The following is a 22369-nucleotide window of genomic DNA, read 5'->3' as shown; positions in this document are numbered from 1 at the left end:
AATAATCATAAACGGCAAAGATTGTACTCCAATCTTTTGACGCTTGCATGTAAAAGAGAATGCTTTTCAACAAAAGTATGATAGGAAATATAAATAAAATGCCGAAAAAAGCTTAGAAAGAACCTTTAATTATGAAAGTTGCAGGACAATTTCCGACGATAGTCGCAGGGCAACTTTTATACTGCCCATTGTTTTTATAGCAAATTTTAATCTCGGTCAGTAAACTGCCACCACGGGTTTGCATACAGTTAAATTCAATACTTTGGGATACCAATCCGCTGTTCATACGCAACATTTTATTACGCAAGACATTGGCTTGAATGGATTGGGTTTCTTGGCTAGTCAATTCATCTGGAATTTTTAGTTTATCTGCATGATTAATAATGGTTCTGAAATACTGACTAGCATTCATTGGGATACAGCCGCCGGTAGTGTGCCAAAGCGCCACGCGAGCATTTTCATCAGGCATAATCCGTGCAACCACTTTGGCTTGCAACGGAGAAAGTTTAGCTGAACTATTGGTGGTGCAATCACGGGTAGAAGTTTCTGGATATAGTCCCGTGATATTGAGTGAATACCCTTCTAAACATTTACGTTTTTTACTTTTTAATGGGTCATAGGCGCAAACAGCAGGCACCATTTGCACATCCATCACATACCCTTTTACAACCGGTGCAGCCGAAAGCATAGACATACCAAAGCCTGCACCACTGCCGATGAGCAGTGATGTCAGTATTCGATAAGCAGGTCTAATGTCCATTTTCGGCATTCATCATTTACCCATATTGCGCCTAAAAACAGGCGCATCTTGCTTTAAAATTTATTGCGCATTCCGTAATGGAATCATTTGCATTCTTTTTTCAATCGATTGTGGCCCCTGACCTAATAAAAGGCCGTAATGGGTTGCATTGGTCATCACATGTTTTACATAGTCTCGAGTTTCCGTTAATGGAATCGATTCCGTATATTGATCCGCTGCAATTGCTTGATATTCAGGCTGCCAGCGTCGAGCACGATTTGGACCCGCATTGTAACCTGCGGTCGCTAAGACTGGACTATTACTCAATTGACGTTGAATCATCGATAAATAGAAAGTGCCATAACGAATATTGGTATTCATATCCGTTAATGCAGCGGGGTTATAACTCTCCCCCATCTGACGAGCCACCAATTTTGCGGTGTCTGGCATAATTTGCATTAAACCACCGGCACCGACATGTGAACGTGCGCTAGTGACAAACCGACTTTCTTGACGCATCAAACCATAAGCCCATGCAGGGTCAATGCCGGCATTACGACTATGACTCACCACATAATTTTGATGCGGCATAGCATAACGTAAAGCATAATTGTGCTGTTTAGTGGTTCGATCTGCCGCATAAATCGCCCGATCATACCACCCCATATCGGTTGCACGTTTAGCTGCGGCAAGAATCATGCCATCATCATGCTTTAAATAGGCTTGACGCACTGCCCAGTTCCATTCACGGTTAATATAGCTGTCAGATGCATTAATATTGCGCAATGCAAAGGCACGACGGAAGTGAATATCCTGACTGAGACGCTGCGCATCTTGTGACGAAGGCTGCACATTTGACGGAATATTGTTATAAGACTGACCAATTTTGTCACGTGCTAACAAATTATGGTAATCATCGCCAACGGCAAGCTTGCGATAAATGTCTTTTGCCGCACGTTTAGATGAGGCATCTCCACGTTGTTCAGATGCTCGTGCTAACCAATATTGCCAACGGTCTTCTTGCTTTTGCGAAACGCTCATCGCATCAATTGCACGAATGACACTTTCCCATGCGCCAAAACGAATGGCTTGTCGCGCATAAATCTCGGCTTCTTCTGCACTAAAAGGCAGTCCATAACTCAAATCAAGATAATTTAGAACTTCACGGTTGAAATTATTTTTCATTACCGTTGTACCACCGATATACCCGACACTACGGTATAGGGCTTTTTGCACATCGGCTGGTGTGCCTTCTGCTGCACGTTTCACCGAAGAAATCGCGCCATTTAAGTCGCTATCGGCCAAGCGACCCATCGCATAAATCAGGTATGCATGATCTTCAGCTGTGGCTTTGGGTGCAGACCATAAATAATTCAGTGGATTGGCTTGAATGGTGTTGAGTTGTGACAAATTAATATTTACGCCAATGGTTTGCGCAGTCGCAATCGCTTGTCCTGACTGACCCGCTCTTAACTGTCCCCACATCCGTTGATGGCGGTCATCTTGAGTCATTAAAGGACTCGACAGCATCATACGGCCCAAGCCCGTACACGAGTCAGGTTGTGAGTTTGTGGTCAACCATACATCTTTAAATTCTGCGTAGACCAGAGGGTCGCCCGACTTTGCGCGGACTTGAGCCATGGCACATGTTTCAGCACGGTCAGCATTAGTCACATATTGCAAGACAGGCTGTGCTGTAGCGAAATCAGCTTGTTTGACTTTTTCTTCAACATAATCTGCGGCTAATTTTTCTGCCATTGCCGAATTTGGATAGCGCTGTGCAAAATTAATAATGGCACTTGCTGGCTGTGAAGCCAAATTGTTATTCAGTAACCAATATTCTGGATAATAGCCCAAAACGTCATTTTGCATGGATGATTGGTATTGTTGTAATAAACTAATATTGCCTGCATTCGCAGCACGTAAAGCATCGTTAAACTGCTCATCTGCGGCTTGGACAAACGCAGAAATTCCGGAGAGCCCGACACTCAAAGCAAGTAATTTAGCGTAATTTTTCTGTTTAAAATTATGTTTTAACATCCACTTGCCTTCTTTCATGTCATTCTGCTCAGTTACAGCACATCGAACTTTGTTTAGGAATTAGTTTAATAATTCTAAACTCTGCATTGTGTTCTGTTATGTAACCTTATGATTAGCCAATATTAATTTTCAAACATTTTTACTTCATAAATCAATATGGCAGAGTTGTAATTTTAGGCTGTAAGTTTCTAGTAAATTACTGCTAAAATATTGCCCATTCTTAAAATCCCCTTTTTGACCTCCGCAGCTGCACAATTCAATTGATTGAATTGTCTGTCAGCCACGTATGGTTATTGATTTTCATAAAATTCCTTTAGGAGCCTACATGACGGTTCAAACCTTCATCCCCAATAGTGCCCAAGCTGCCCCAGATAACACTGTTACCCAGCCACAGCACACCCCAGCTCAAGATGGAGCAGTGAAAAAACTGTACATCGAAACGCAAGGGTGTCAGATGAATGAGTATGACAGTCAACGTATGGGCGACCTTTTAGGTGACTCTCACGGTTATGTGCTGACGAACGACCCTAAAGAAGCCGATATTCTCCTGATGAATACCTGCTCAATCCGTGAAAAAGCACAAGAAAAAGTATTTTCTGAGTTAGGCCGCTGGCGCAAGCTGAAAGAAAAAAATCCAGACTTGGTGATTGGTGTTGGTGGCTGTGTTGCTTCTCAGGAAGGTGACAACATTCAAAAACGCGCACCCTATGTTGATATGGTCTTTGGTCCACAAACCTTACACCGTTTACCACAAATGTTGGATCAACATACTGAGCAAGTGATCAAACCGAAAAAAGAAAAAATTCAGTTGGTGGATATTTCATTCCCTGATATTGAAAAATTCGACTTTTTACCTGAACCGCGTGTAGAAGGTTTTAAAGCTTTTGTTTCTATCATGGAAGGCTGTTCTAAATACTGTTCATTCTGCGTGGTTCCCTATACTCGCGGTGAAGAAGTTTCTCGCCCACTCGATGACGTATTGGCTGAAATTGCCACTTTAGCTGAAAAAGGCGTACGTGAAATTTCATTACTCGGCCAAAACGTGAATGGCTATCGTGGTGAAACTTTTGAAGGTGAAATCTGTACCTTTGCAGACTTATTACGTTTAGTCGCTGAGATTCCGGGGATTGGTCGTATTCGTTACACCACATCGCACCCGCTTGAATTTAACGATGACTTGATTCAATGCTACCGTGACTTACCGCAAATGGTTTCTCACTTGCATCTACCGGTTCAAAGTGGTTCAAACGACGTGCTACAAGCCATGAAGCGCAACCACACGATTGATGTATATATCGATAAGATTGCCAAATTACGTCAAGTTCGTCCTGATATGCATTTATCTAGCGACTTTATTATTGGCTTCCCGGGTGAAACTGACCAAAACTTCGAAGAAACTTATCAATTTATCCAAGATATGGACTTCGATCATTCATACAGTTTCATCTACTCAAAACGTCCGGGTACTCCTGCTTCAGAACTTGAAGACACCACCCCTGAAGATGTGAAAAAAGAACGTCTTGCAAAAGTTCAACAATGGATTAAACAATCCAGTATCGATAAAACTGATGCCATGCTAGGCACCATTCAACGTGTCTTGGTTGAGTCTGTTTCTGACAAAGATCCGAACTTGCTGATTGGTACTGCAGACAATACACGTTTGGTCAGCTTCATTGGTGATCCTGCATGGGTTGGGCGTTTTGCAGAGATTGAAGTGACCGATATTAAAACTTTGAAGTTTGTTTATGGTGAACTCTTGAATCTTGAGCCTGACGTGGCGTAATGTAAGCTTAATCGTCAGACCAATTTAAAGGAATTCTCTTGACTGCAGCGATTCGACGTACTGTAACTTTTGCTGGTATTCCACTTGACCGTTTACAAAGCATGCTCGGTGCCTATAACGGTCATCTCAAACAAATTGAACAACGTTTAGATGTCAAAATTTATCATCGTGCAGATGCTTTTTTTGTCGATGGGGAAATCGATGCGGTAGAGAGAGCCGAAAGTCTCCTTCACCGTCTTTATGAAGAGTCCGAAACCAATCTACAGATTAGTGCGGACATTTTACACATGATGATTCAAGGCAGTCAGACTGACCGCGAAATTCAGGAAGATTTTTCTGAAAATGAGCATACCGGTTTAGACAATGTTTATCTACAAACCCGTAAAGGTCGGATCAATCCACGTGGTGCCAATCAAAAACGCTATGTACAGCGTATTTTACAAAGCGATATTTCATTTGGTATCGGCCCAGCGGGTACAGGTAAAACTTATCTCGCGGTCGCCGCTGCTGTAGATATGCTAGAACGTAACGAAATTCAACGCATTTTATTGGTTCGCCCTGCGGTTGAAGCCGGTGAAAAATTGGGTTTTTTACCCGGTGATTTGAGCCAAAAAATTGACCCTTACTTACGTCCGCTATATGACGCTTTGTATGAAATGCTCGGTTTTGAAAAAGTCGCAAAACTGATTGAACGTCAAGTGATTGAAGTGGCTCCTCTGGCCTACATGCGTGGTCGTACCTTAAATCATTCTTTTGTGATTTTAGATGAAGCACAAAACACGACCCCTGAACAAATGAAAATGTTCCTCACCCGTTTAGGTTTTGGTTCTCGTGCAGTAATCACTGGCGACATTACACAGGTCGATTTACCTCGTGGTCAACAATCTGGTTTGGCACATGCCTTACGTGTGATTGAAAAAATCAAAGAAATTCATATTACTCGCTTCCACTCTCGTGACGTGGTACGTCATCAATTGGTTCAAAAAATTGTTGAAGCCTATGAGGGATGGGACAGCGAACAACATCGCCTCACGACTGAACAACGTGCAGAACGTAAAGCACGTCAGGAAGCCTTGGTGGCGGACAATGATGCTAAAGCTGATGGGCAGCATCAAGACGAAAACATTTAAGGATTCATTTTGAAACTTAATCTCTCCTTGCAGCAAAATTTTCAGTCACCTGAATTGGTGGTGAAACGTGCGCATATCAAAAAAGTCGTGGAAACGGCTTTACGTCATATCGATACACAAAGTGATTGTGAGATCGGTATTGCATGTGTGGACAATGACGAAAGCCACAAATTGAACTTGGAATATCGTGGTAAAGACAAACCAACCAATGTACTGTCTTTTCCAAGCGACCTACCTGATGAAATGGCGGCGGTTTTAGACTCATTTCCGATTGGCGACTTGGTGATTTGTATTCCTGTGGTTCTTCGTGAAGCACAAGAACAAAGCAAAGCACCTCTGACCCACTTTACGCATATGCTGGTACACGGTACGTTGCACCTCATGGGCTATGACCATGAAACCTCTGATGAAGATGCTGAAGAAATGGAAGCTTTGGAGATCGAGATTTTAGCCAAATTGGGGTTTGATAACCCTTATCTGGAAAGAGATTAAGAACCCAAAAAGCGAGCTACGGCTCGCTTTTTTAACATTATAAAAACCAAGGAAGGAAAGATATGCAATATGTCGTGATTTTTAAAGCACGCATTCGTACGCTTGATGAGCTGTATTTTTCGACTGCACAGCAGCTTAGAGACAAAGCCTTGACACACTTTAACTGTCAACATTTTGAAGCGCTGACAGAGGGTGAGCATGAAATCGCCCTTTCCTACTGGAATACCTTAGAAGACATTCGAGCTTGGCAACAAGATGCACAACATCTGGTGGCGCAACAATTGGGGAAAAACCAATGGTATGCGAGTTTTAGCGTCGAAATCTGCGAAGTTTTGCGACGCTATCACAACTGATTAACGCACCTCAAACTCTGCTTCTGCAGGATCAAAGCGCCAAGTACGCACAATACGAAGTTCTGAGATGTCTTTCATTTTGGCATCAAACAAACCAAAAGGTGCCGCCTTACGCACAGAGGTTTTTGCAGCTTCATCCAATAAACTTGAACCTGAACTTTCGATCAAACGAATGGCACGAATCCCGCCATTACTGTTCAAAATAACCATTAAACGTACTTCACCGCGTAGCTGTTGCTGTTTTGCCGCTTCAGGATAATAACGGTTGCCATAAAACTCGACTTTTTCGCGGAATTTTTCCATATAGGCCGCAGAAACATCTTGCTTGGCTTGAATACCATCAATGGTTTTAATTTTTTGCTGACGGCTAAAGTTTTGCTGACGTTGTAAATATTGAGCTTCGATACTCGCCACCATCGCAGCCTTGGCCTGAAACTGACTATTCAACTCCTCAACGGCTTTTTTGCGACTGTTTTCTTCCGCTTGCTTTTGCCAACTCAAAGTTGTCATCAACACTTTATCTTCAAAGCTGAGCTCTTTCTTTTGTTGCAGTTGTTCTAAAGCTTCACTTTTTTGCTCACCGGCTTTTTGTTCGATCATCGGTGCAGGCATGTCACTCGACATCCGATGCGACTCACGGAATGTCCCCGAGCCCTGCTGATCGGCTTGCGCTAAAAAGTCTGCATGTTCAATTTTTTCCGTCGTAGGACGTAAAGAAACTGCAATTTCTTTGGTGTTATAGTCAGCCTCTTGGGGCATGGTAAATTGCATGGTTAAAAATGCCAAATGCAACACAGCAGCAAACACCAACGCAGTTGCAAATATGGGATCTTTCCACCACTCTTTCATCAAGGGCATGAACGTTATTTTTTTCAGCATCACATTAAACCGACTATTTGCCGCATTCCCCAAACTGCTTAAAACAGTATAAAATAAAACTCGTATTCATTTTTTGATGAAAACGAGAAATCCATCAACACATAGATAATGCACAATTAAAATCATGAAAATGGTGCAATTTATTTTGCTAAACTGCAAGATCAAAACCTTGTGTTTTTATAGAAATCGACAAGATAAACATCGTCAAAAAACATAATTTGTCAGGATGCACTTCTTATGCAAACGCTAGTTTCCAATATCGCTAAACGTATACGCCAAGTGTACCAAAAAGCTGAAGGATTTATTGAAGATGAGCGTGAATTCCCAATGTCTCAAGTGTTTTTAAATGCGACATTTCAGCGCTTTGTCACCGATAATGTGAAAATGCTCAAAGACTTGCATGCTGACCTGCATGATGACTGGCTTCGACTGTATGCCACATTGGATTATAACGGGCTGATCATAACACTCTCTGTTGATTTAAAACTGGTACAGATGGAACTCAACAAACAAACCCAATTGATCGTATTTGAACAAATTAGTGATACACAAGTGATTGAAGCAAAGTATCCAAATGTTCTGTATAAGATGGGCGTGCGCATGGCGTTATGGTTCTATCAAAAAGTACTCAACCAAGATCCATTGGGTATGATTTTGGAAAAGCTCAATGTGATCAAAGTTAAAGATGATTTACTGTATTTAGACCTGAATCGCTGGCTCGGTAAAAGTCGATCGATTATCGACACACTGGGCAAAGTCCATGTCAACCATGCTGTTTTACGTGAGGCCGAATTGGTGGTGATTGGTAATGTTAATTTAACCGCATTGTTCACCAAAATGTCGCAAGAACGGATGGAAGACTGGGATGATTCAAATTTAAAAGACGATGAAGTCACGCCTATAAAGCAAAAGGAAAGCTAGACTTATCCTGTACTTAGGCATCTTGAACCTATAAAAACGCTACACAATATATACATTAGGCACGGATTTGTGACGTGATTCTCCACAATCCAGCCGCATAATAAATATATCAGGTGGTTTAGCCCACCGCACTTCTATTGAATAGGAAAACCATACTTATGGCACATTCAGTTTTGAAAAATTTAGGTCTTGTTGCTGGGGTATCGACTACACTGCTTTTGACTGGTTTCTCAAGTCAGTCATTTGCCATGAGTCCATTCCAAGCAAGCTACCAGTTTAATTACAACGGCAAAAACTTGGGTTCTGCAACACGTACCCTAAAACAATCTGGGAATAACTGGACGTATGTTTTTGCAGCAAAAGCTGGTGCGATGGCCTCTGCAACTGAAACCAGTCGTTTTAGTTTAAATGGCAGCCAAATTCACTCGAACAGCTTTAGCCGCAGCAGCAAAATTTTGGTGCACAACAACACCATGAACATCAATTTCAATGCTGGCGCAAAAACCATTAATACCAAAAAAGATGATAAAGCGCGTTCATTTGCGTGGAAATCAGGTGTGTTAGATGAACTCAATGCTGAATTGCAAATTCGTGAAGATTTAAAAAATGGTGGTTTGAAATCGAATTACTACATTGCCGATGCCAAAGAGGTTGAAGCTCGTAAGTTCGTGAAACAAGGCACTGAAAAAGTGAAAACCACTTATGGAACTTTTGACACCGTTAAAGTCGTGATGCGTCATGACAAACCAGGCCGTCAAACGACTTTCTGGTTAGCACCAAAACTAGATTACCTACCTGTCAAAGTTTCCCACCAAGACAATAAAACCTCTTACGGTTTATTGTTAACGGGCTATAAAGGTGCAACAAACTAATTGATTTGATCAATTTCGCTTGCATTTTTCACGGTGCTTTTTAAAATACGCTTTTGCTTTAAAAAGCACCTGCCCCTCGAGGATTCTCCCGTGCACGCTCTGGAACAGAAAATCTTAGCTGAAGGTATCGTTCTCTCTGAAGAAGTTCTGAAAGTCGATTCTTTCTTGAACCACCAAATTGACCCTGTAATGATGCAGCAAATTGGTCAAGAATTTGCCCGTCTATTTAAAGATGCTGGCATTACCAAAATCATCACCATTGAAGCTTCAGGTATTGCACCTGCAGTTATGGCGGGTCTTGAACTTGGTGTTCCTGTGATTTTTGCACGTAAATATCAATCTTTGACCTTAAAAGATGATTTGTATCGCTCAAAAGTGTTTTCTTTCACCAAACAAACTGAAAGCACGATCGCGATTTCTAAAAAGCACATCAATGCTGAAGATAAAGTTTTAGTGATTGATGACTTTTTGGCCAATGGTCAAGCGGCTTTAGGTCTTGCAGATCTTATTCATCAAGCAAGTGCTGAAGTATTGGGTATCGGTATCGTGATTGAAAAATCATTCCAACCTGGTCGTGATATTTTGCTTGAAAAAGGCTATCGCGTTGAATCATTGGCACGTGTGAAATCACTGGCGAATGGTACAGTTGAATTTGTTCGTGACTAAGTTTGCGTTCAAAAGAAAAAAGAACACATCGGGTGTTCTTTTTTTTGCTAAAAATTTGCCATTAAGGTGACATAAAGCGCACTTTTTAACGCCTTAGTTACAAGCAGACAAAACATCGGTGTGCAAAACTCGATAAAATTCAGGAAAATCGTTGCATTTGATCGAATGGGTCAACTACTCATCTGTCAAATTACATTATGCTGCACCATAAATTCGGCCACTTTATTTTTTAAGGCTATGGAAAGTTATGAATACAGAAGAGCAAAACATGGAAACGACAGTTAAATGTCCAAAATGTGGATCAACCCATATTGAAAAGCGTAACCATGAACAAAACTTACAAAAAATTGGTGGTGTCTTACTCAGTGGTGCAGGAACTGCTGCAGGGACTGTCGGTGGTGCGGCATCTGGCGCATCTATTGGTGCTGCGATTGGTGGCGTGACTGCTGGCCCACTTGGCGTGATTATGGGCGGAACCATTGGGACTTTTGTCGGGGCGATTAGCGTTGGCATCACAGGCGGCTTTTTAGGCCATCGCTTTGGTAAAAAAGCAGGTGTGATTGTAGATCAAAATATATTTTTAGATTACCAATGCAAGGCCTGCAAACAACGCTTTGAAGTTGAATCTCAACCTGAAGATGCAGCAAAAACTGAAGATCAAGACTAATTTTGATTGCTGCTAAATTAAATAAGAGCGTTTCTACGCTCTTTTTTAATAGGTTATTGTTTTTCTAATATGTATTTCTAGTCTATTGAAATGCTATTCGAAACCATGGCGAATCAATTATTTTGAAACATCAGTTAAAGATTTTGAGTCCACATTAACTTGATCTTGTTTCGCTAAAAATTCTTTTTCTTCGTCTTTTTCTCTTGCGGGAAATCCATACTGTATAAACTGGCATTGCCGTACACAAGGAAGATGCAGCCAATACGGAACATAGGAAAGTTATTAGAAAATTAATAATAGACATCACACACCCCAAAGAAGAAGAAATTTAAATACAAATCATGTAATCAAAAAATAAAAAAAACGCGCCCAAAGAGAGAGCAATATTCGACTCGAAACCATCACTGAGCAGGCTATATTTAAAAACTTTCAATATATTGTTGATATCATTTATTTTTAATATTTCAGGAATGGTTCGACAGATTTATTTTTATATTTTGGGCAGTATACAACGTCATAAATAAAAAGACGTCACACGTAAATAAAGCAAGAAAAGTACAATATTTAAGCCTTTTCTTGCCCGTTCGCTACAAAGTTAGCGCAACTTCCTAGAGCAAGTAAGTATCAAATCAACTTTTTGACGACTTCGCCTAGGCGTTTACCCAGCTCTTCACACAAGTTACGCTCATCTTGACTCAATGACTGATCATGGCGTGGACCACTGACATGGCTTGCACCATAAGGTGTACCACCCGTTTTGGTATTTGATAATGCCGGATGGGCATTACTTAAACCCATGACCATCATTCCGTGATGAAACAAAGGTGGCAGCATGGTCAGCAAAGTACTTTCCTGTCCCCCATGCATTGAACCTGAACTGGTAAACACACAGGCAGGTTTGCCATGTAATGCGCCATTGAGCCAAAGCGCTGTGGTTTGATCCCAGAAATATTTCATTTCCGACGCCATATTACCAAAACGTGTTGGCGAACCAAGGGCTAAACCTGAGCAATGCGCTAAGTCATCTAAGCTACAGTAAATATCGCCTTCGGCAGGAATACTGGGCTGCACGTCAGTCACCACAGCGGATAAATTTGGAACGGTACGTATTTTTACCGCCATTCCAGACGCTTCAATTCCATTGGCAATCAAATGTGCCATCTCACGTGTTGAACCATATTTGCTGTAATACAGCACCAGTACATAAGCTTGCGTCATTTTTATAAATTCAATGAAAAAAGAAAACTATACGGTATTTTTCCTATTTTTTGGTTAAGCTAAGTGATGAAAATTGCATAAACATGACTAAAATAACTCGAGACTTGAACGAATGATCGAAGCATTTTTAAAAAAACTTCCCTTTTACGACAAGAAATGGTTTCAGTTTGTTTTATTTGTCATTCGACGTTTTGAAGCCGATCGCTGCCGTGAACAAGCAGGATCATTAACCTATACTACCTTGTTTGCAGTGGTACCCATGTTGACCGTATTCTTGGTCATCATCTCCTCAATTAAAGCTTTAGAACCTGCTCGTCAACAGCTTCAACAATTGATTTATAGTAATTTTCTACCGAAAACGACAATTGCTTTTGATAAAGCACTGAATGCATTCACCGATAAATCCAGTAACCTGACTGTTATTGGTGTACTGTTTTTATTCATTACCACAGTTATGATGCTGACCAGCATTGAGACAGTATTTAACCGAATTTGGCGGGTGCGTGAGACACGTGGCGGCATTATTGGCTTTATGCGCTATTGGACTATTATCTCATTAGGCCCAATCTTACTGGGTAGCGCATTTGTTGTGTCATCTACCTTGGCCTCTATGAATGTCCTCAGCAATAATTTTGCCGGCTATGAACTGGATGGGGCTTTTCTGCTGTGGATCTTGTCTTTTTCATTGACCATTTTAGGTTTTTTCATTCTGTATTGGACGATTCCCAACCGTAGTGTGCCGATCAAGGCGGCGCTGATCGCGGGTGTCTTTAGTGCCGTGGTATTTGAATTACTCAAAAACCTTTTTGGTTTTGTCATGTCCAATTTCACCAGTTATCAAATCGTTTACGGTGCTTTTGCTGCGGTGCCAATTTTCCTACTTTGGATATTCCTTTCATGGAATATCGTGCTGATTGGGGTAGAAATTAGTTATGCACTGACCGCCTTTAATTCAGGCAAAGATCAAAAACGTCATCCTGTGATTATGTTGATGGATTTGCTGGAATTATTTTATAAAAAGCAAAAACTTGGTCAGAGCGTGACAGAAAAAGAAGCGCTTGAGGTTTTAGGGCGTGATGAAATTGGTCGCCTGCCGAGCTATATTTTATTATTTGAAAAGCAGCACCTGATTAAACGTACTGACGATGATCATTATGTATTGGTCCGTAATTTGACCCAAGTGGATTTCTGGAGTTTTTACAGTAAACTTCCCTATCCCCTCCCTAAACGCCAAGATTTAGGTCACGTCGATCCAGATGATGTCTGGATGGAAAAAATTGGACCGCAACTGGTCGAATCGGATGATTATCTTGCGGCCAAACTCTCGATTCCGCTTGCGACTATTTTTGAAGAAAAATAACCTTAAATAAAAAGGAGAGCCGTAGCTCTCCTTTTTTATTTATGCATGTTCTTAGATCGCTGTACGCTGACGTCCCATCAATCTAGCTAACCATCGATGCAAGGTTACCGTCATCACCCCGACCATTACTAAGGCCGTCCCCAAGATAAAGTTCAGTTCAATCGTTTCATTTAAGATCAATACGCCAAAGACCAGACCAAAGATTGGGGTGAGAAATGAAAAAACGCCCAGACCATTGGCCAGATATTTACTTAACAGCCAAAACCACAACATCAGGCTGAAAAATGAAATAATGAGCACATGAAAAATCATGCTGCTGATGGACAATACGGTCCAATTTACAGTCATTTGTCCTGTCAGCCACGCCACGGGTAATAAAAACACGCATCCACCAACCAACTGATAAAACAAGGTCTGAGTCGGAGGTGCATCAGACAGTTTGGTGAGTCTTAATGAAATGGTGGTCAAGGCCCACATCACCCCTGCAAGTAATGCCATCGCATCACCCAACAGGGCTTGAGTGTTGACTGTAGTGCTACTTTCACGTCCCATAAACGACAGGACAATACCTGAAAAGGCAATAAAAATACCGACCCACTGGATCGCTGTAAGCTTTTCTTCAGGCAACTTCCAATGTAAACCTAATGCCACGAATATCGGTGCGGTATAGAGCAAGACAACAGTATGTGATGCAGAGGTATAGCGCAGGGATTCTGCCACTAAAATAAATTCAGCTGAAAATAAAAACGCCAACCAGATACCCGGTAGCAAGTATTCGCGTGTATATAAATGTGTTCCCGGCTTGAGACGAATCAGTGGAAAGACCAACAGCGCAGCCAAACCCGATCGAATGGCAATTTGCATGATCGGCGCAATATCAACCGCGGCCAATTTCAAAATGATCTGTTGAATCCCTAAAATCATGCACAAAATAATCATCAGACCAGAAGCTTTTGCATCTAGCGCCTTACGCTGTTCCACACTCTTTACTCGACAATACGATAAGCAACACTATAGAACTGTCAGAAATAAAATATATACTTCAAAATAGACAAGTGATCTTCTTATTCAGGCAAAATTTCTCATGCGTCATAAAGCTCGTGCAGATCATACACAGTTCCAACAACTACCCACCAACGATGAAATTCAAGCAGCCCTGTGGATCAGTTTTCGTGATGATCCTGCACTGTCTGTTTATCCCGTCCACGGGCATGCTTGGGGTGAATTTGTCTATGCCTTTAATGGCGTGATGGAAATAAACATCAATCAAATAGACTATATTACCCCTCCACCTTATGGTATCTGGCTTCCCCCACATTTAGAACACAGTGGTTTAAATCGTACTGCGGTTTCACATGGAACCTTATATGTACATGAATCTCTATGCACCTACTTGCCGAAACAACCGGGGCTTTTACTCAGCTCACCTTTAGTTACAGCGATATTCAGCCATTTGCGTCTGTTGCATCAACATGCCGATCTCATGGAAAATACGGCCGAGTATCAACGCTTACTCCATGTGATCTTAGATCAACTGCGTCAAGCCAAACTGGTCAGTAGTTATTTACCGCATTCGGATCACCCTGCCCTCAAACAGCTGCTTGATTATTTACATCAACATCCTGCAGATCAGAGCACGCTTGAGCAATTGGCAAAGCGGATAAATATGACGGAACGTACTCTGGCGCGATATTGTCAAAAAGAACTCGGGATGTCACTGCATGAATGGCGACAACGTCTCAAAGTTATGAAAGCCATGTCCATGCTCAACGCAGGCCAAACCGTCGAAAATATTGCCTTAGAACTTGGCTATGCCAATGCCTCGGCGTTTATTAATATGTTTAAAAAATGGATGCTTTGCACCCCAGATCAGTTTAGAAAATCTGCCTTAAAGCCCTAAATTTGTTTAAATTTAGCTATAAGGGTCTCTATAAAGTGATTCAACAATCCGCTAAGATCAAAAAATCCACAAAGAATGATAATGACTCCATTTCGAATGAATAAAAAAACCATTTTAGCGCTGTGTTTATCTGCCGTATTTTTAACGGCTTGTAGTTCCAAAGAACAGCGTGAATTTAAATCTGCACTCAAAACCGCTCAAACGGGCGATGCGACTGCACAAATGAAAGTGGGTGATTTATACCTCAGTGGAACGGGCACAGAACAAAATATCGAACAAAGTGTACATTGGTACAAAGCTGCTGCGGATCAAGGCACTACGGACGCATTCGCATGGTTGATGACCCAAGCTTATCAAGGCAACCCGCATGCAGATCAAGTGATTCGAAAGATGCAGCAAGATGGCAATATTTTCCTTGCACACTGGGTGCTAGACCTTGCAAAAAAGACCCATGATCCTGCTGCTGAATATACCGTTGGTTGGATGTACGACACTGGAAAAGGCTTAATTCAAGATAAGCACCAAGCGCAAATTTGGTATGAAAAAGCAGCCAAACAAAAGAATGTCGAAGCGATCAAAGTCTTGGGAAATCAACATTATTTTTCTGAACATCCTTCGTCAACACCCGACAAAGCAGCTGAATATTTAAGCTATGCCGCAGAACAAGGGCAAGATGCTGACGCGGCGATGAAAATGGCACATTATTATCATTATGACATTCGAGATGGTGAAAAAGCGCGACAATGGTATGCCAAAGCAGGTGGATTGGGAGACACCGACTCACAGCATATGGCCGAGACCTATGAAACATGGAAAGACACCGGCCCTTTACAACCGAATGAGCCACCGCAATCAAGCAGCACTGAATAGATCAATCAAAAAAAGGCTGCATTAAGCAGCCTTTTTTGTATTTCGTTCACAGATTATTTGACAAAAGTTGTCCAAACAAAATCCTGATTTTTGCCTTTCAGGGTCATTTTCAACTGCTCACCTGACTGTAGTGCCGCGACACCCGCAGGCGTACCCGTCATGACCACATCACCCGCTTCAAGACTAAACACTTGGCTAATATCTGCCAACAAAGTACCCACATCAAAAATCAGCAATGCAGTATCACCGTTCTGGCGCAGTTCATCATTGACATGCAAGGTGTAATGCACATCTTTCCAATCTTGAACCACCTCTTGAACATCGACCCAATCCGCAAGGATGCAAGAACCATCATAAGCTTTGGCACGCTCCCAAGGCTGACCTTTTTTCTTTAAGTCATCTTGTAGATCACGCAAGGTCAGGTCTAGCCCCAAAGTCACAGCTCCGACTGCTTCTAAGGCTTTGCGTGGATCAGTTTCAGCCGATAAAGGACGATCAATACGTAAACTTAATTCGCATTCATAGTGACAACTGCCCCATACAGGATTCCATGAGATACCTTGGTTTAATGCGGTTAATGCACTTGGCGGTTTCATAAAAAGTACAGGACGGTCAGGAATTGCATTGCCTAATTCTTTGGCATGATCTGCATAACTACGACCGACGCAAACAATTTTAGATGGACGTGACTGCATACTACTCCCTCTTTTGTTATGAATAGATTGTTTTAGTGCTGAAAAGTATTGCTAAAAATCGCTTGGTCCGCAGTATCTTTAAATGCACTTTTCGGCACAATAATCACGGTTTTATTTTTCAGCTCAAGCATATAGGTCAATTTGCCTTCAGCAAAATTTGCCACTTCAGCATAATGAAAGACATTCTTACGCCCATTGGCATGAATTTCTGCATAGTCTTGAAATAAATCAATACCTTGTTCACTTTTGCCTAATTGGTATTTTACAAACTGACGTTTAAACATCATCGGTAAAAACCAATAACGCATGATACCCTGAAGAAGTAAAAAGAAAGCACCCAGCCCAACATAGTAGGCACCGACACCATCTACACCCAAGTAAAAACCCCAGATGATAATCCCAAGGCTAATGGCTGGCGTTAAAAAACGCGTAAATTGCTTTTTGCCAAAAGTAGCTAGTGCAAAACCATCCTGTGATTCTTCTAGATTTAAAAAATAGCGCAGCGATAATGCAGGTAGATTCTCAGACATAAGCTTATGAATATTTAAAAATGAATTGCGCTAAATACTACACCACAATTCAAACTTGCTTCATGCTTTTTAATGGTCGGTTGTAACACTTCACTACTTCCCTTCCACCTAGAAATACGTTAAAAACAGCAACAAATAAAAGATTGCATACGCAGGATGTGACATGCAGATAACAAAAATAATCATGGTACTGGTGTTTCTGAGTGGACTGAGCATATCGACCAGTTGGGCCAAATTCGTTCAATGGCAACCCCAGATTCCTAGTAGTTTGGACTTGTTTAATGGCAATGCCAAAGCCTTGGCAAATCTTGCCGGTGATCACATCGTGATTTTTGCACATCCCTCACAGCAGATTAGTCTACCCACGATGAAAGGAGGCCAAAAAGTCATTGGTAAATTTCAAAGTGCCGCCGTGGTTATCCCAACCAACAGCAAAAATGTGGCGAGATTACTCAGTAATTATCCAAACTATGCCGGCTTATTTCCCACGCTAAAATCTGCTGAGGTTTTGCAACAGCAAGGTTCAACCAGCCAAGTTGAATATCGCATCCATATTCCAACACCAATTCCGGTTTTAAACTTTAAAGAAACCGTGGTGATGCAGCACCAAATTGATCACAACAGCATTAATAGTTTGGTTCTGCAAGCACCGGTGCCCTTTGGTGCAGGAAAAATTGAATGGTTTGAGATCGATGCACAACACACCTTGATTAGTGTGACCCAATGGGGCGATTTAAATCAGCCCAAAGGTTTTTTGTTTAGCAAAATATTAAATGCCTTACCCGATGCTAAATTAGGGATTCCTGCGGGAACCAATGGTTTTTTACTCGAATCATTACAGCGCCGATTTAAAGCCTTTAGCAGCGAAACTCTCGCTGCAAATCAATTGCCTGAACTCAAATTAAATGCCTCTCAACTCGACAAAGTCACCCAATTAAGTCAAAGCTCGAAAGAACCTGTGTCCTTTATTTTGACAGCGCAGCGCGTTCCCTTTGGGCAAAATTATGAATTGATGCGCTTTAGCACCAGTTTTCAATATTATGCACAAGAGCCTTCGAGCTTACAGCGCTGGATTAATGTGTCTTCGTTCAAGCACTTATTTCCAAGACAAGTCAAACATATGCAAGTGCAGAAAATTAATCCGCACCTCATGGATGCCGACTATAAAATTTCGGTGGGTTTAGGTGTGATCAATATTCCCTTTGATTTTAAGATGCGTTTTAACTATCCCGACTTACTGCAAAATCAATATACCGCAACAGGTGGGGACTTAAAGCTTGTCCGAGGTGCAATGCATATTCGCCCCTTACAACAAGGGTCGTTATTACAATTGACCAGTGCGGTGAAGATTGATGACAAAGCACCGTTTTTACTTCGTGCTATGCGCAGTATGCCGTATCACGACATGTTACCGGCTTTAGGCGGAAATACGGTCTTTGCACTCAAAGTTAAACAGAAGTTAAGTTAGAACCTTGAGTGATGAGCTGAATTTATTGTTTTTAGCTATATTTCAGACACAAAAAAACCGCAACATGTGCGGTTTTTTCAATCTTGATCAAGTTGGTGCGCTCAGAGAGATTCGAACTCCCGACCCCTTAGTTCGTAGCCAAGTGCTCTATCCAGCTGAGCTATGAGCGCGACGTCTTGATGAGGCTCATTATACGTGATTTTTATTTTTTGTTAAGAGCTTTTTCATATAAATTTAACTAAACGCACAGCAAATAAACAATTACTCTTTAAACACGTTCAAAATCATCCTGATTTACTTTTTTAATGGCTTTTGAATCACAAGTTTGAAATTTAAACTTAGCAATACTCACGTATAAATGCTCAAAATGGATAACAAATATATTGCCCTCATTGAATCACGGCTTTAACTCACCCAACTTTTCTTTATCTTAGCTTTAAAAAATGCATCGCCATGAACATCTGAAATGAGGGTTTATCTGCTGAAAAAAGCAAAATCAAATTTACTGATGGATCGTCTTATGAAATAGAACGCTTTATACAATCTAAGTAAGAAACAAAAGACAAAAGACAAAAGACAGGCTGCATCAAAACGATAAATCACAGGCACAAAAAAACCACAACATGTGCGGTAATTTGTTCAAGTTGGTGCGCTCAGAGAGATTCGAACTCCCGACCCCTTAGTTCGTAGCCAAGTGCTCTATCCAGCTGAGCTATGAGCGCGTAACTTGTGTCGTCTTAAAAGACTACGTTTTCAGATTTACTTATTGGTGCGCTCAGAGAGATTCGAACTCCCGACCCCTTAGTTCGTAGCCAAGTGCTCTATCCAGCTGAGCTATGAGCGCGACATAAGTAAATCGTGGCGGTGAGAGAGGGATTCGAACCCTCGATACAGTTGCCCGTATGCATCCTTAGCAGGGATGTGGTTTCAGCCACTCACCCATCTCACCGTAACGTGCCGCCATAATACAAAGATCATGATACGACTGCAAGCACAGTCGTTATATTTTTTTCATTTTTTTACTCAATTAGATATTTTTTAAACGATTTTCAAAAAATTAGTGCAAAATTAGTTCAGCACGCGCTGCTGTCCCCTACTTTTCAGCTTTAAACATTATAAAATATCGGCATAAAACACTTTATTGCAATCAATTGCGTGCAGTATCTGCTTGCATGACTTATGCTAATCCTAATCTTCTGATTTGAAGCCAAATACATATGAAAAACTGGGTCGACCCTGAAGCAAAAGCTGAAGCCGAACGTTATGACAATCCAATTCCAAGCCGTACTCTAATTCAAGAGACGATTGAACAACTGAAAACTGCAATGTCGCATGCCGATCTTGTAGAACATTTTGAAATTGCCGATCAAAAAAGTATTGATGCACTGAGTCATCGTCTGATTGCGATGGTTCGAGATGGTCAGTTGATGAAAGATGGATTTAAGTTCCAGCTTGCAGCTGAGCAACCGACTCATGAAGCAACGGTTTATATCAACTCAAAAGGTTTAGGCACAGCCAATATAAGCGGTGAAGATGACCTTTTACTTCCTGAACGTGAGTTACGTCAGGTGTTTAATGGTGACCGTGTTAAAGTCCGCCAAACTTCGGTAGACCGTAAAGGCAAAGCATGGGGCTTTATTACTGAAGTTCTACAGCACCGTGTCAAAGAAATTATTGGTAAAGTGTCTGAATATGAAGGTGAATATTTTATTCAACCGGCAAATCCCAATGCACACCAACCGATTACTTTAGAAAAAGAATTAATCGAGCATGCCAAAGTCAAACTCGGCGACTCTGTGCGTATTGCGATTGACAGCTACCCAACCAAAGAAGAATTTGCGACAGGTCATATTGTTCAGTCGATGGCAGATAAAGCAGACACTGAAATTATTATTCCGCAAACCATTTTAGAGTTTGGTTTACCTTACGAATTCCCTGAAGCGGTACAACAAGAAGCCAACAGCTTTAAAGAGCCATCAGAACAAGATCGTGAAGATCGTGTCGACTTACGTGATTTAGCGCTTGTCACCATTGATGGTGAAGATGCCCGCGACTTCGATGATGCCGTGTATGCGGAAAAACGTCCGGGTGGTGGTTATCGTGTTGTCGTGGCAATTGCCGATGTCAGCCATTATGTACGTCCGGGTAAACCGCTCGATGACGAAGCTCAAGAGCGCGGTACATCGGTGTACTTCCCTCATTTTGTATTGCCGATGTTGCCTGAGGCGCTGTCGAATGGTTTATGTTCTTTGAACCCACACGTAGACCGTTTATGTATGGTCTGTGATTTAAACTTATCTCGCGCGGGTCGTGTCACTAAGTTTGAGTTCTATCCGGGTGTAATGCATTCAAAAGCTCGTTTGACCTATACTCAAGTGGCCGAATATTTTGAGGGTAATAGTCAAGCCATTCCTGAAGACCGTGATGTACGTAAATCGGTCAATACCTTATTCCAATTGTATCAAGTGTTGAAAGGCTTACGTGCTGAACGCCACGCGATGGAATTTGAAACCGTTGAAACTTATATGACCTTTGATGAGCTAGGCGGTATTAACGAAATCCTACCGCGCAGCCGTAATGATGCACATAAGCTAATTGAAGAATGCATGTTGTTGGCAAACGTCGCAGCGGCAGAATATGCATTAAAAAATGAAATTCCAATGCTGTACCGTGTGCATGAGCCACCTGAGTTTTCACGTATTCAAAAGGTTCGTGATTTTGTGAAGTTATTGGGGCTGCCATTCCCTGAACAGCCGACTCAAGCTGACTATCAAGCCGTAATCGATGCCACCAAAGACCGTATTGATGCTCCAAGTATTCATGCCGTTTTACTCCGTTCAATGATGCAAGCTTATTATGGCGCGAACAATGCAGGTCACTTTGGCTTGGCTTATGAAGCGTATACGCATTTCACATCTCCAATCCGTCGTTATCCAGACTTGTTACTTCACCGTGCCATCAAAGCACAATTAAAGAAAAAGCCTTACCCAATTTCTGGTGCTTCGCTGGATGATGCAGGTGAACACTTCTCTGCGACCGAACGCCGTGCAGATGAAGCTTCACGTTCTGTCACTACATGGTTGAAGTGCCATTACATGCAGCAGCATTTGGGTGAAGAGTTTGTCGGTACCATCAGTGCAACTGCTGAATTTGGCCTGTTTGTAACGCTCAAAGACTTATATGTTGATGGCATGATCCACGTCAGCCAATTGGGTGATGACTTCTTTGTCTATGACCAACCGAGTCAGAGCTTAATTGGTCAATCTCGAGGTCAAGTTTTCAGTCTCGGCGATGAAGTGAAAATTAAAGTCGCTGGTGTGAATCTAGAAGAGCGCAAAATCGACTTTGAATTGATTCAACAATTGAGCCATGCAGGTCGTGCTATTCGCGCGCGTGCCCCTCGTGTTGCAAAACCTACAGCCAAAGAAGAAGTCTTTTCAGAACGTAAAACCAACGCTGCTGAAGATGGAGAACAGCCCATACGACGCAAAAAATCGAAATCTAAGCCCAGTTCATTCGGTAAAAAGCCTGCTAAAAAGTCTGCAAGCAAATCTGAAGCGAAGGCTAAAGATAAAGTGAAGAAAAAATCAAAACCGAAAAAGAAAAAATCCAATGCAAAATCATCTGCGGATTAAGGTTTAAATCAAGAGCGCTTCGGCGCTCTTTTTGATTCTTCAGGTCAGTGAAGACTTCTCGACCTCTGCAGAAGATGAATAATTCCTGATTTAGTCTTGATTTAACCCGCAACAAACCCTACATCTATAAATAACTCAGGATTTATATGAA

At 41.7% G+C, this 22369-nt stretch carries 20 protein-coding genes and 4 tRNA genes; 13 read left to right on the top strand and 11 right to left on the bottom strand.

All coding sequences use genetic code 11. The features are described from left to right. Positions 1-112: 112 nt before the first annotated feature. Together FTV38_RS04865 and FTV38_RS04860 are read right to left on the bottom strand one after the other, a co-directional pair. Complete coding sequence (locus FTV38_RS04865; protein WP_257228650.1) at positions 113-694, bottom strand: ribonuclease I; 582 nt, start codon at positions 692-694, stop codon at positions 113-115. 126 nt (positions 695-820) lie between these two features. Then, on the bottom strand, positions 821-2797 hold the full coding sequence (locus FTV38_RS04860; RefSeq protein ID WP_180021647.1) for a lytic transglycosylase domain-containing protein: 1977 nt from the start codon (positions 2795-2797) through the stop codon (positions 821-823). A 307-nt stretch (positions 2798-3104) separates the two neighbouring features. Here FTV38_RS04860 and miaB point away from each other — a divergent pair, with 307 nt between their 5' ends. The 4 genes from miaB to FTV38_RS04840 all read left to right on the top strand — a co-directional run bounded on the left by miaB (position 3105) and on the right by FTV38_RS04840 (position 6537). Continuing rightward, positions 3105-4562: a tRNA (N6-isopentenyl adenosine(37)-C2)-methylthiotransferase MiaB gene (gene miaB / locus FTV38_RS04855; protein ID WP_180021645.1), complete on the top strand. Its 1458-nt coding sequence runs from the start codon at positions 3105-3107 to the stop codon at positions 4560-4562. 38 nt (positions 4563-4600) lie between these two features. After that, positions 4601-5692 carry a PhoH family protein gene (locus FTV38_RS04850; protein ID WP_180021643.1) on the top strand — a complete coding sequence of 364 codons (1092 nt, stop codon included), beginning with the start codon at positions 4601-4603 and terminating at the stop codon, positions 5690-5692. A gap of 9 nt (positions 5693-5701) precedes the next feature. Beyond that, on the top strand, positions 5702-6184 hold the full coding sequence (gene ybeY, locus FTV38_RS04845; protein ID WP_078192431.1) for an rRNA maturation RNase YbeY: 483 nt from the start codon (positions 5702-5704) through the stop codon (positions 6182-6184). A 62-nt stretch (positions 6185-6246) separates the two neighbouring features. Further along, positions 6247-6537: an antibiotic biosynthesis monooxygenase gene (locus FTV38_RS04840; protein ID WP_078189242.1), complete on the top strand. Its 291-nt coding sequence runs from the start codon at positions 6247-6249 to the stop codon at positions 6535-6537. Here the strand turns inward: FTV38_RS04840 and FTV38_RS04835 are convergent, their stop codons facing one another. Beyond that, positions 6538-7395 (bottom strand): energy transducer TonB, encoded by an 858-nt coding sequence (locus FTV38_RS04835; RefSeq protein WP_218949928.1) that lies wholly within the window; start codon positions 7393-7395, stop codon positions 6538-6540. Positions 7396-7653: 258 nt separating this feature from the next. Here FTV38_RS04835 and FTV38_RS04830 point away from each other — a divergent pair, with 258 nt between their 5' ends. The 4 genes from FTV38_RS04830 to FTV38_RS04815 all read left to right on the top strand — a co-directional run bounded on the left by FTV38_RS04830 (position 7654) and on the right by FTV38_RS04815 (position 10542). Continuing rightward, entirely contained in the window at positions 7654-8337 is a 684-nt protein-coding gene (locus FTV38_RS04830) for a hypothetical protein (RefSeq protein WP_111885941.1), read from the top strand. Between the two features lie 158 nt (positions 8338-8495). Then, complete coding sequence (locus FTV38_RS04825; RefSeq protein ID WP_180010540.1) at positions 8496-9209, top strand: DUF3108 domain-containing protein; 714 nt, start codon at positions 8496-8498, stop codon at positions 9207-9209. A 90-nt stretch (positions 9210-9299) separates the two neighbouring features. Continuing rightward, positions 9300-9875 carry a xanthine phosphoribosyltransferase gene (locus tag FTV38_RS04820; RefSeq protein WP_078189246.1) on the top strand — a complete coding sequence of 192 codons (576 nt, stop codon included), beginning with the start codon at positions 9300-9302 and terminating at the stop codon, positions 9873-9875. A 268-nt stretch (positions 9876-10143) separates the two neighbouring features. Beyond that, entirely contained in the window at positions 10144-10542 is a 399-nt protein-coding gene (locus FTV38_RS04815; protein ID WP_180021684.1) for a hypothetical protein, read from the top strand. Positions 10543-11166: 624 nt separating this feature from the next. Here FTV38_RS04815 and wrbA read toward each other — a convergent pair. Next, positions 11167-11760 carry an NAD(P)H:quinone oxidoreductase gene (wrbA, locus tag FTV38_RS04810; RefSeq protein WP_180021639.1) on the bottom strand — a complete coding sequence of 198 codons (594 nt, stop codon included), beginning with the start codon at positions 11758-11760 and terminating at the stop codon, positions 11167-11169. Between the two features lie 112 nt (positions 11761-11872). On the opposite strand from wrbA, the gene FTV38_RS04805 reads away from it, so the two are divergent. Continuing rightward, a complete protein-coding gene (locus FTV38_RS04805; protein ID WP_180021636.1) occupies positions 11873-13120 on the top strand; it encodes a YihY family inner membrane protein in 1248 nt (415 codons plus the stop codon). A gap of 51 nt (positions 13121-13171) precedes the next feature. Here FTV38_RS04805 and FTV38_RS04800 read toward each other — a convergent pair whose 3' ends face one another. Continuing rightward, complete coding sequence (locus FTV38_RS04800; protein WP_180021634.1) at positions 13172-14101, bottom strand: DMT family transporter; 930 nt, start codon at positions 14099-14101, stop codon at positions 13172-13174. A gap of 103 nt (positions 14102-14204) precedes the next feature. Here FTV38_RS04800 and FTV38_RS04795 point away from each other — a divergent pair, with 103 nt between their 5' ends. Together FTV38_RS04795 and FTV38_RS04790 are read left to right on the top strand one after the other, a co-directional pair. Beyond that, a complete protein-coding gene (locus FTV38_RS04795; protein WP_180021632.1) occupies positions 14205-15020 on the top strand; it encodes a helix-turn-helix domain-containing protein in 816 nt (271 codons plus the stop codon). Between the two features lie 81 nt (positions 15021-15101). Beyond that, positions 15102-15890 carry a tetratricopeptide repeat protein gene (locus tag FTV38_RS04790; RefSeq protein ID WP_180021630.1) on the top strand — a complete coding sequence of 263 codons (789 nt, stop codon included), beginning with the start codon at positions 15102-15104 and terminating at the stop codon, positions 15888-15890. A 53-nt stretch (positions 15891-15943) separates the two neighbouring features. Here FTV38_RS04790 and FTV38_RS04785 read toward each other — a convergent pair whose 3' ends face one another. Beyond that, positions 15944-16585 carry a fumarylacetoacetate hydrolase family protein gene (locus FTV38_RS04785; RefSeq protein ID WP_180021628.1) on the bottom strand — a complete coding sequence of 214 codons (642 nt, stop codon included), beginning with the start codon at positions 16583-16585 and terminating at the stop codon, positions 15944-15946. Positions 16586-16617: 32 nt separating this feature from the next. Next, positions 16618-17115: a YcxB family protein gene (locus FTV38_RS04780; RefSeq protein ID WP_078189254.1), complete on the bottom strand. Its 498-nt coding sequence runs from the start codon at positions 17113-17115 to the stop codon at positions 16618-16620. A gap of 163 nt (positions 17116-17278) precedes the next feature. Here FTV38_RS04780 and FTV38_RS04775 point away from each other — a divergent pair, with 163 nt between their 5' ends. Then, on the top strand, positions 17279-18583 hold the full coding sequence (locus tag FTV38_RS04775; protein WP_180021626.1) for an SRPBCC family protein: 1305 nt from the start codon (positions 17279-17281) through the stop codon (positions 18581-18583). 93 nt (positions 18584-18676) lie between these two features. On the opposite strand, the gene FTV38_RS04770 is transcribed toward FTV38_RS04775, so the two are convergent. The 4 genes from FTV38_RS04770 to FTV38_RS04755 form a co-directional block, all read right to left on the bottom strand. After that, a tRNA-Arg gene (locus FTV38_RS04770) sits at positions 18677-18753 on the bottom strand. A gap of 475 nt (positions 18754-19228) precedes the next feature. Continuing rightward, positions 19229-19305 (bottom strand) — tRNA-Arg (locus FTV38_RS04765). A gap of 45 nt (positions 19306-19350) precedes the next feature. Next, positions 19351-19427 (bottom strand) — tRNA-Arg (locus FTV38_RS04760). Between the two features lie 15 nt (positions 19428-19442). Beyond that, a tRNA-Ser gene (locus FTV38_RS04755) sits at positions 19443-19532 on the bottom strand. A 268-nt stretch (positions 19533-19800) separates the two neighbouring features. Here FTV38_RS04755 and rnr point away from each other — a divergent pair. Then, entirely contained in the window at positions 19801-22218 is a 2418-nt protein-coding gene (gene rnr, locus FTV38_RS04750) for a ribonuclease R (protein ID WP_180021624.1), read from the top strand. Positions 22219-22369: the final 151 nt, after the last annotated feature.

The sequence above is a fragment of the Acinetobacter sp. YH16044 genome (assembly GCF_013417145.1).
GTDB lineage: Bacteria > Pseudomonadota > Gammaproteobacteria > Pseudomonadales > Moraxellaceae > Acinetobacter > Acinetobacter amyesii.
The sequence above is the reverse complement of the archived record's forward strand: the minus strand, read 5'-3'. Positions and strand labels throughout refer to the sequence as shown.

Excerpts from the sequence above, each read along its gene's own strand:
- FTV38_RS04865 (WP_257228650.1), bottom strand. The coding sequence starts at position 694 with ATGTCTATGCTTTCGGCTGCACCGGTTGTAAAAGGGTATGTGATGGAT.
- FTV38_RS04860 (WP_180021647.1), bottom strand. The coding sequence starts at position 2,797 with ATGAAAGAAGGCAAGTGGATGTTAAAACATAATTTTAAACAGAAAAAT.
- miaB (WP_180021645.1), top strand. The coding sequence starts at position 3,105 with ATGACGGTTCAAACCTTCATCCCCAATAGTGCCCAAGCTGCCCCAGAT.
- FTV38_RS04840 (WP_078189242.1), top strand. The coding sequence starts at position 6,247 with ATGCAATATGTCGTGATTTTTAAAGCACGCATTCGTACGCTTGATGAG.
- FTV38_RS04835 (WP_218949928.1), bottom strand. The coding sequence starts at position 7,395 with ATGCCCTTGATGAAAGAGTGGTGGAAAGATCCCATATTTGCAACTGCG.
- FTV38_RS04830 (WP_111885941.1), top strand. The coding sequence starts at position 7,654 with ATGCAAACGCTAGTTTCCAATATCGCTAAACGTATACGCCAAGTGTAC.
- FTV38_RS04825 (WP_180010540.1), top strand. The coding sequence starts at position 8,496 with ATGGCACATTCAGTTTTGAAAAATTTAGGTCTTGTTGCTGGGGTATCG.
- FTV38_RS04815 (WP_180021684.1), top strand. The coding sequence starts at position 10,144 with ATGGAAACGACAGTTAAATGTCCAAAATGTGGATCAACCCATATTGAA.
- wrbA (WP_180021639.1), bottom strand. The coding sequence starts at position 11,760 with ATGACGCAAGCTTATGTACTGGTGCTGTATTACAGCAAATATGGTTCA.
- FTV38_RS04805 (WP_180021636.1), top strand. The coding sequence starts at position 11,873 with ATGATCGAAGCATTTTTAAAAAAACTTCCCTTTTACGACAAGAAATGG.
- FTV38_RS04795 (WP_180021632.1), top strand. The coding sequence starts at position 14,205 with ATGCGTCATAAAGCTCGTGCAGATCATACACAGTTCCAACAACTACCC.
- FTV38_RS04790 (WP_180021630.1), top strand. The coding sequence starts at position 15,102 with ATGACTCCATTTCGAATGAATAAAAAAACCATTTTAGCGCTGTGTTTA.
- FTV38_RS04785 (WP_180021628.1), bottom strand. The coding sequence starts at position 16,585 with ATGCAGTCACGTCCATCTAAAATTGTTTGCGTCGGTCGTAGTTATGCA.
- FTV38_RS04780 (WP_078189254.1), bottom strand. The coding sequence starts at position 17,115 with ATGTCTGAGAATCTACCTGCATTATCGCTGCGCTATTTTTTAAATCTA.
- FTV38_RS04775 (WP_180021626.1), top strand. The coding sequence starts at position 17,279 with ATGCAGATAACAAAAATAATCATGGTACTGGTGTTTCTGAGTGGACTG.
- rnr (WP_180021624.1), top strand. The coding sequence starts at position 19,801 with ATGAAAAACTGGGTCGACCCTGAAGCAAAAGCTGAAGCCGAACGTTAT.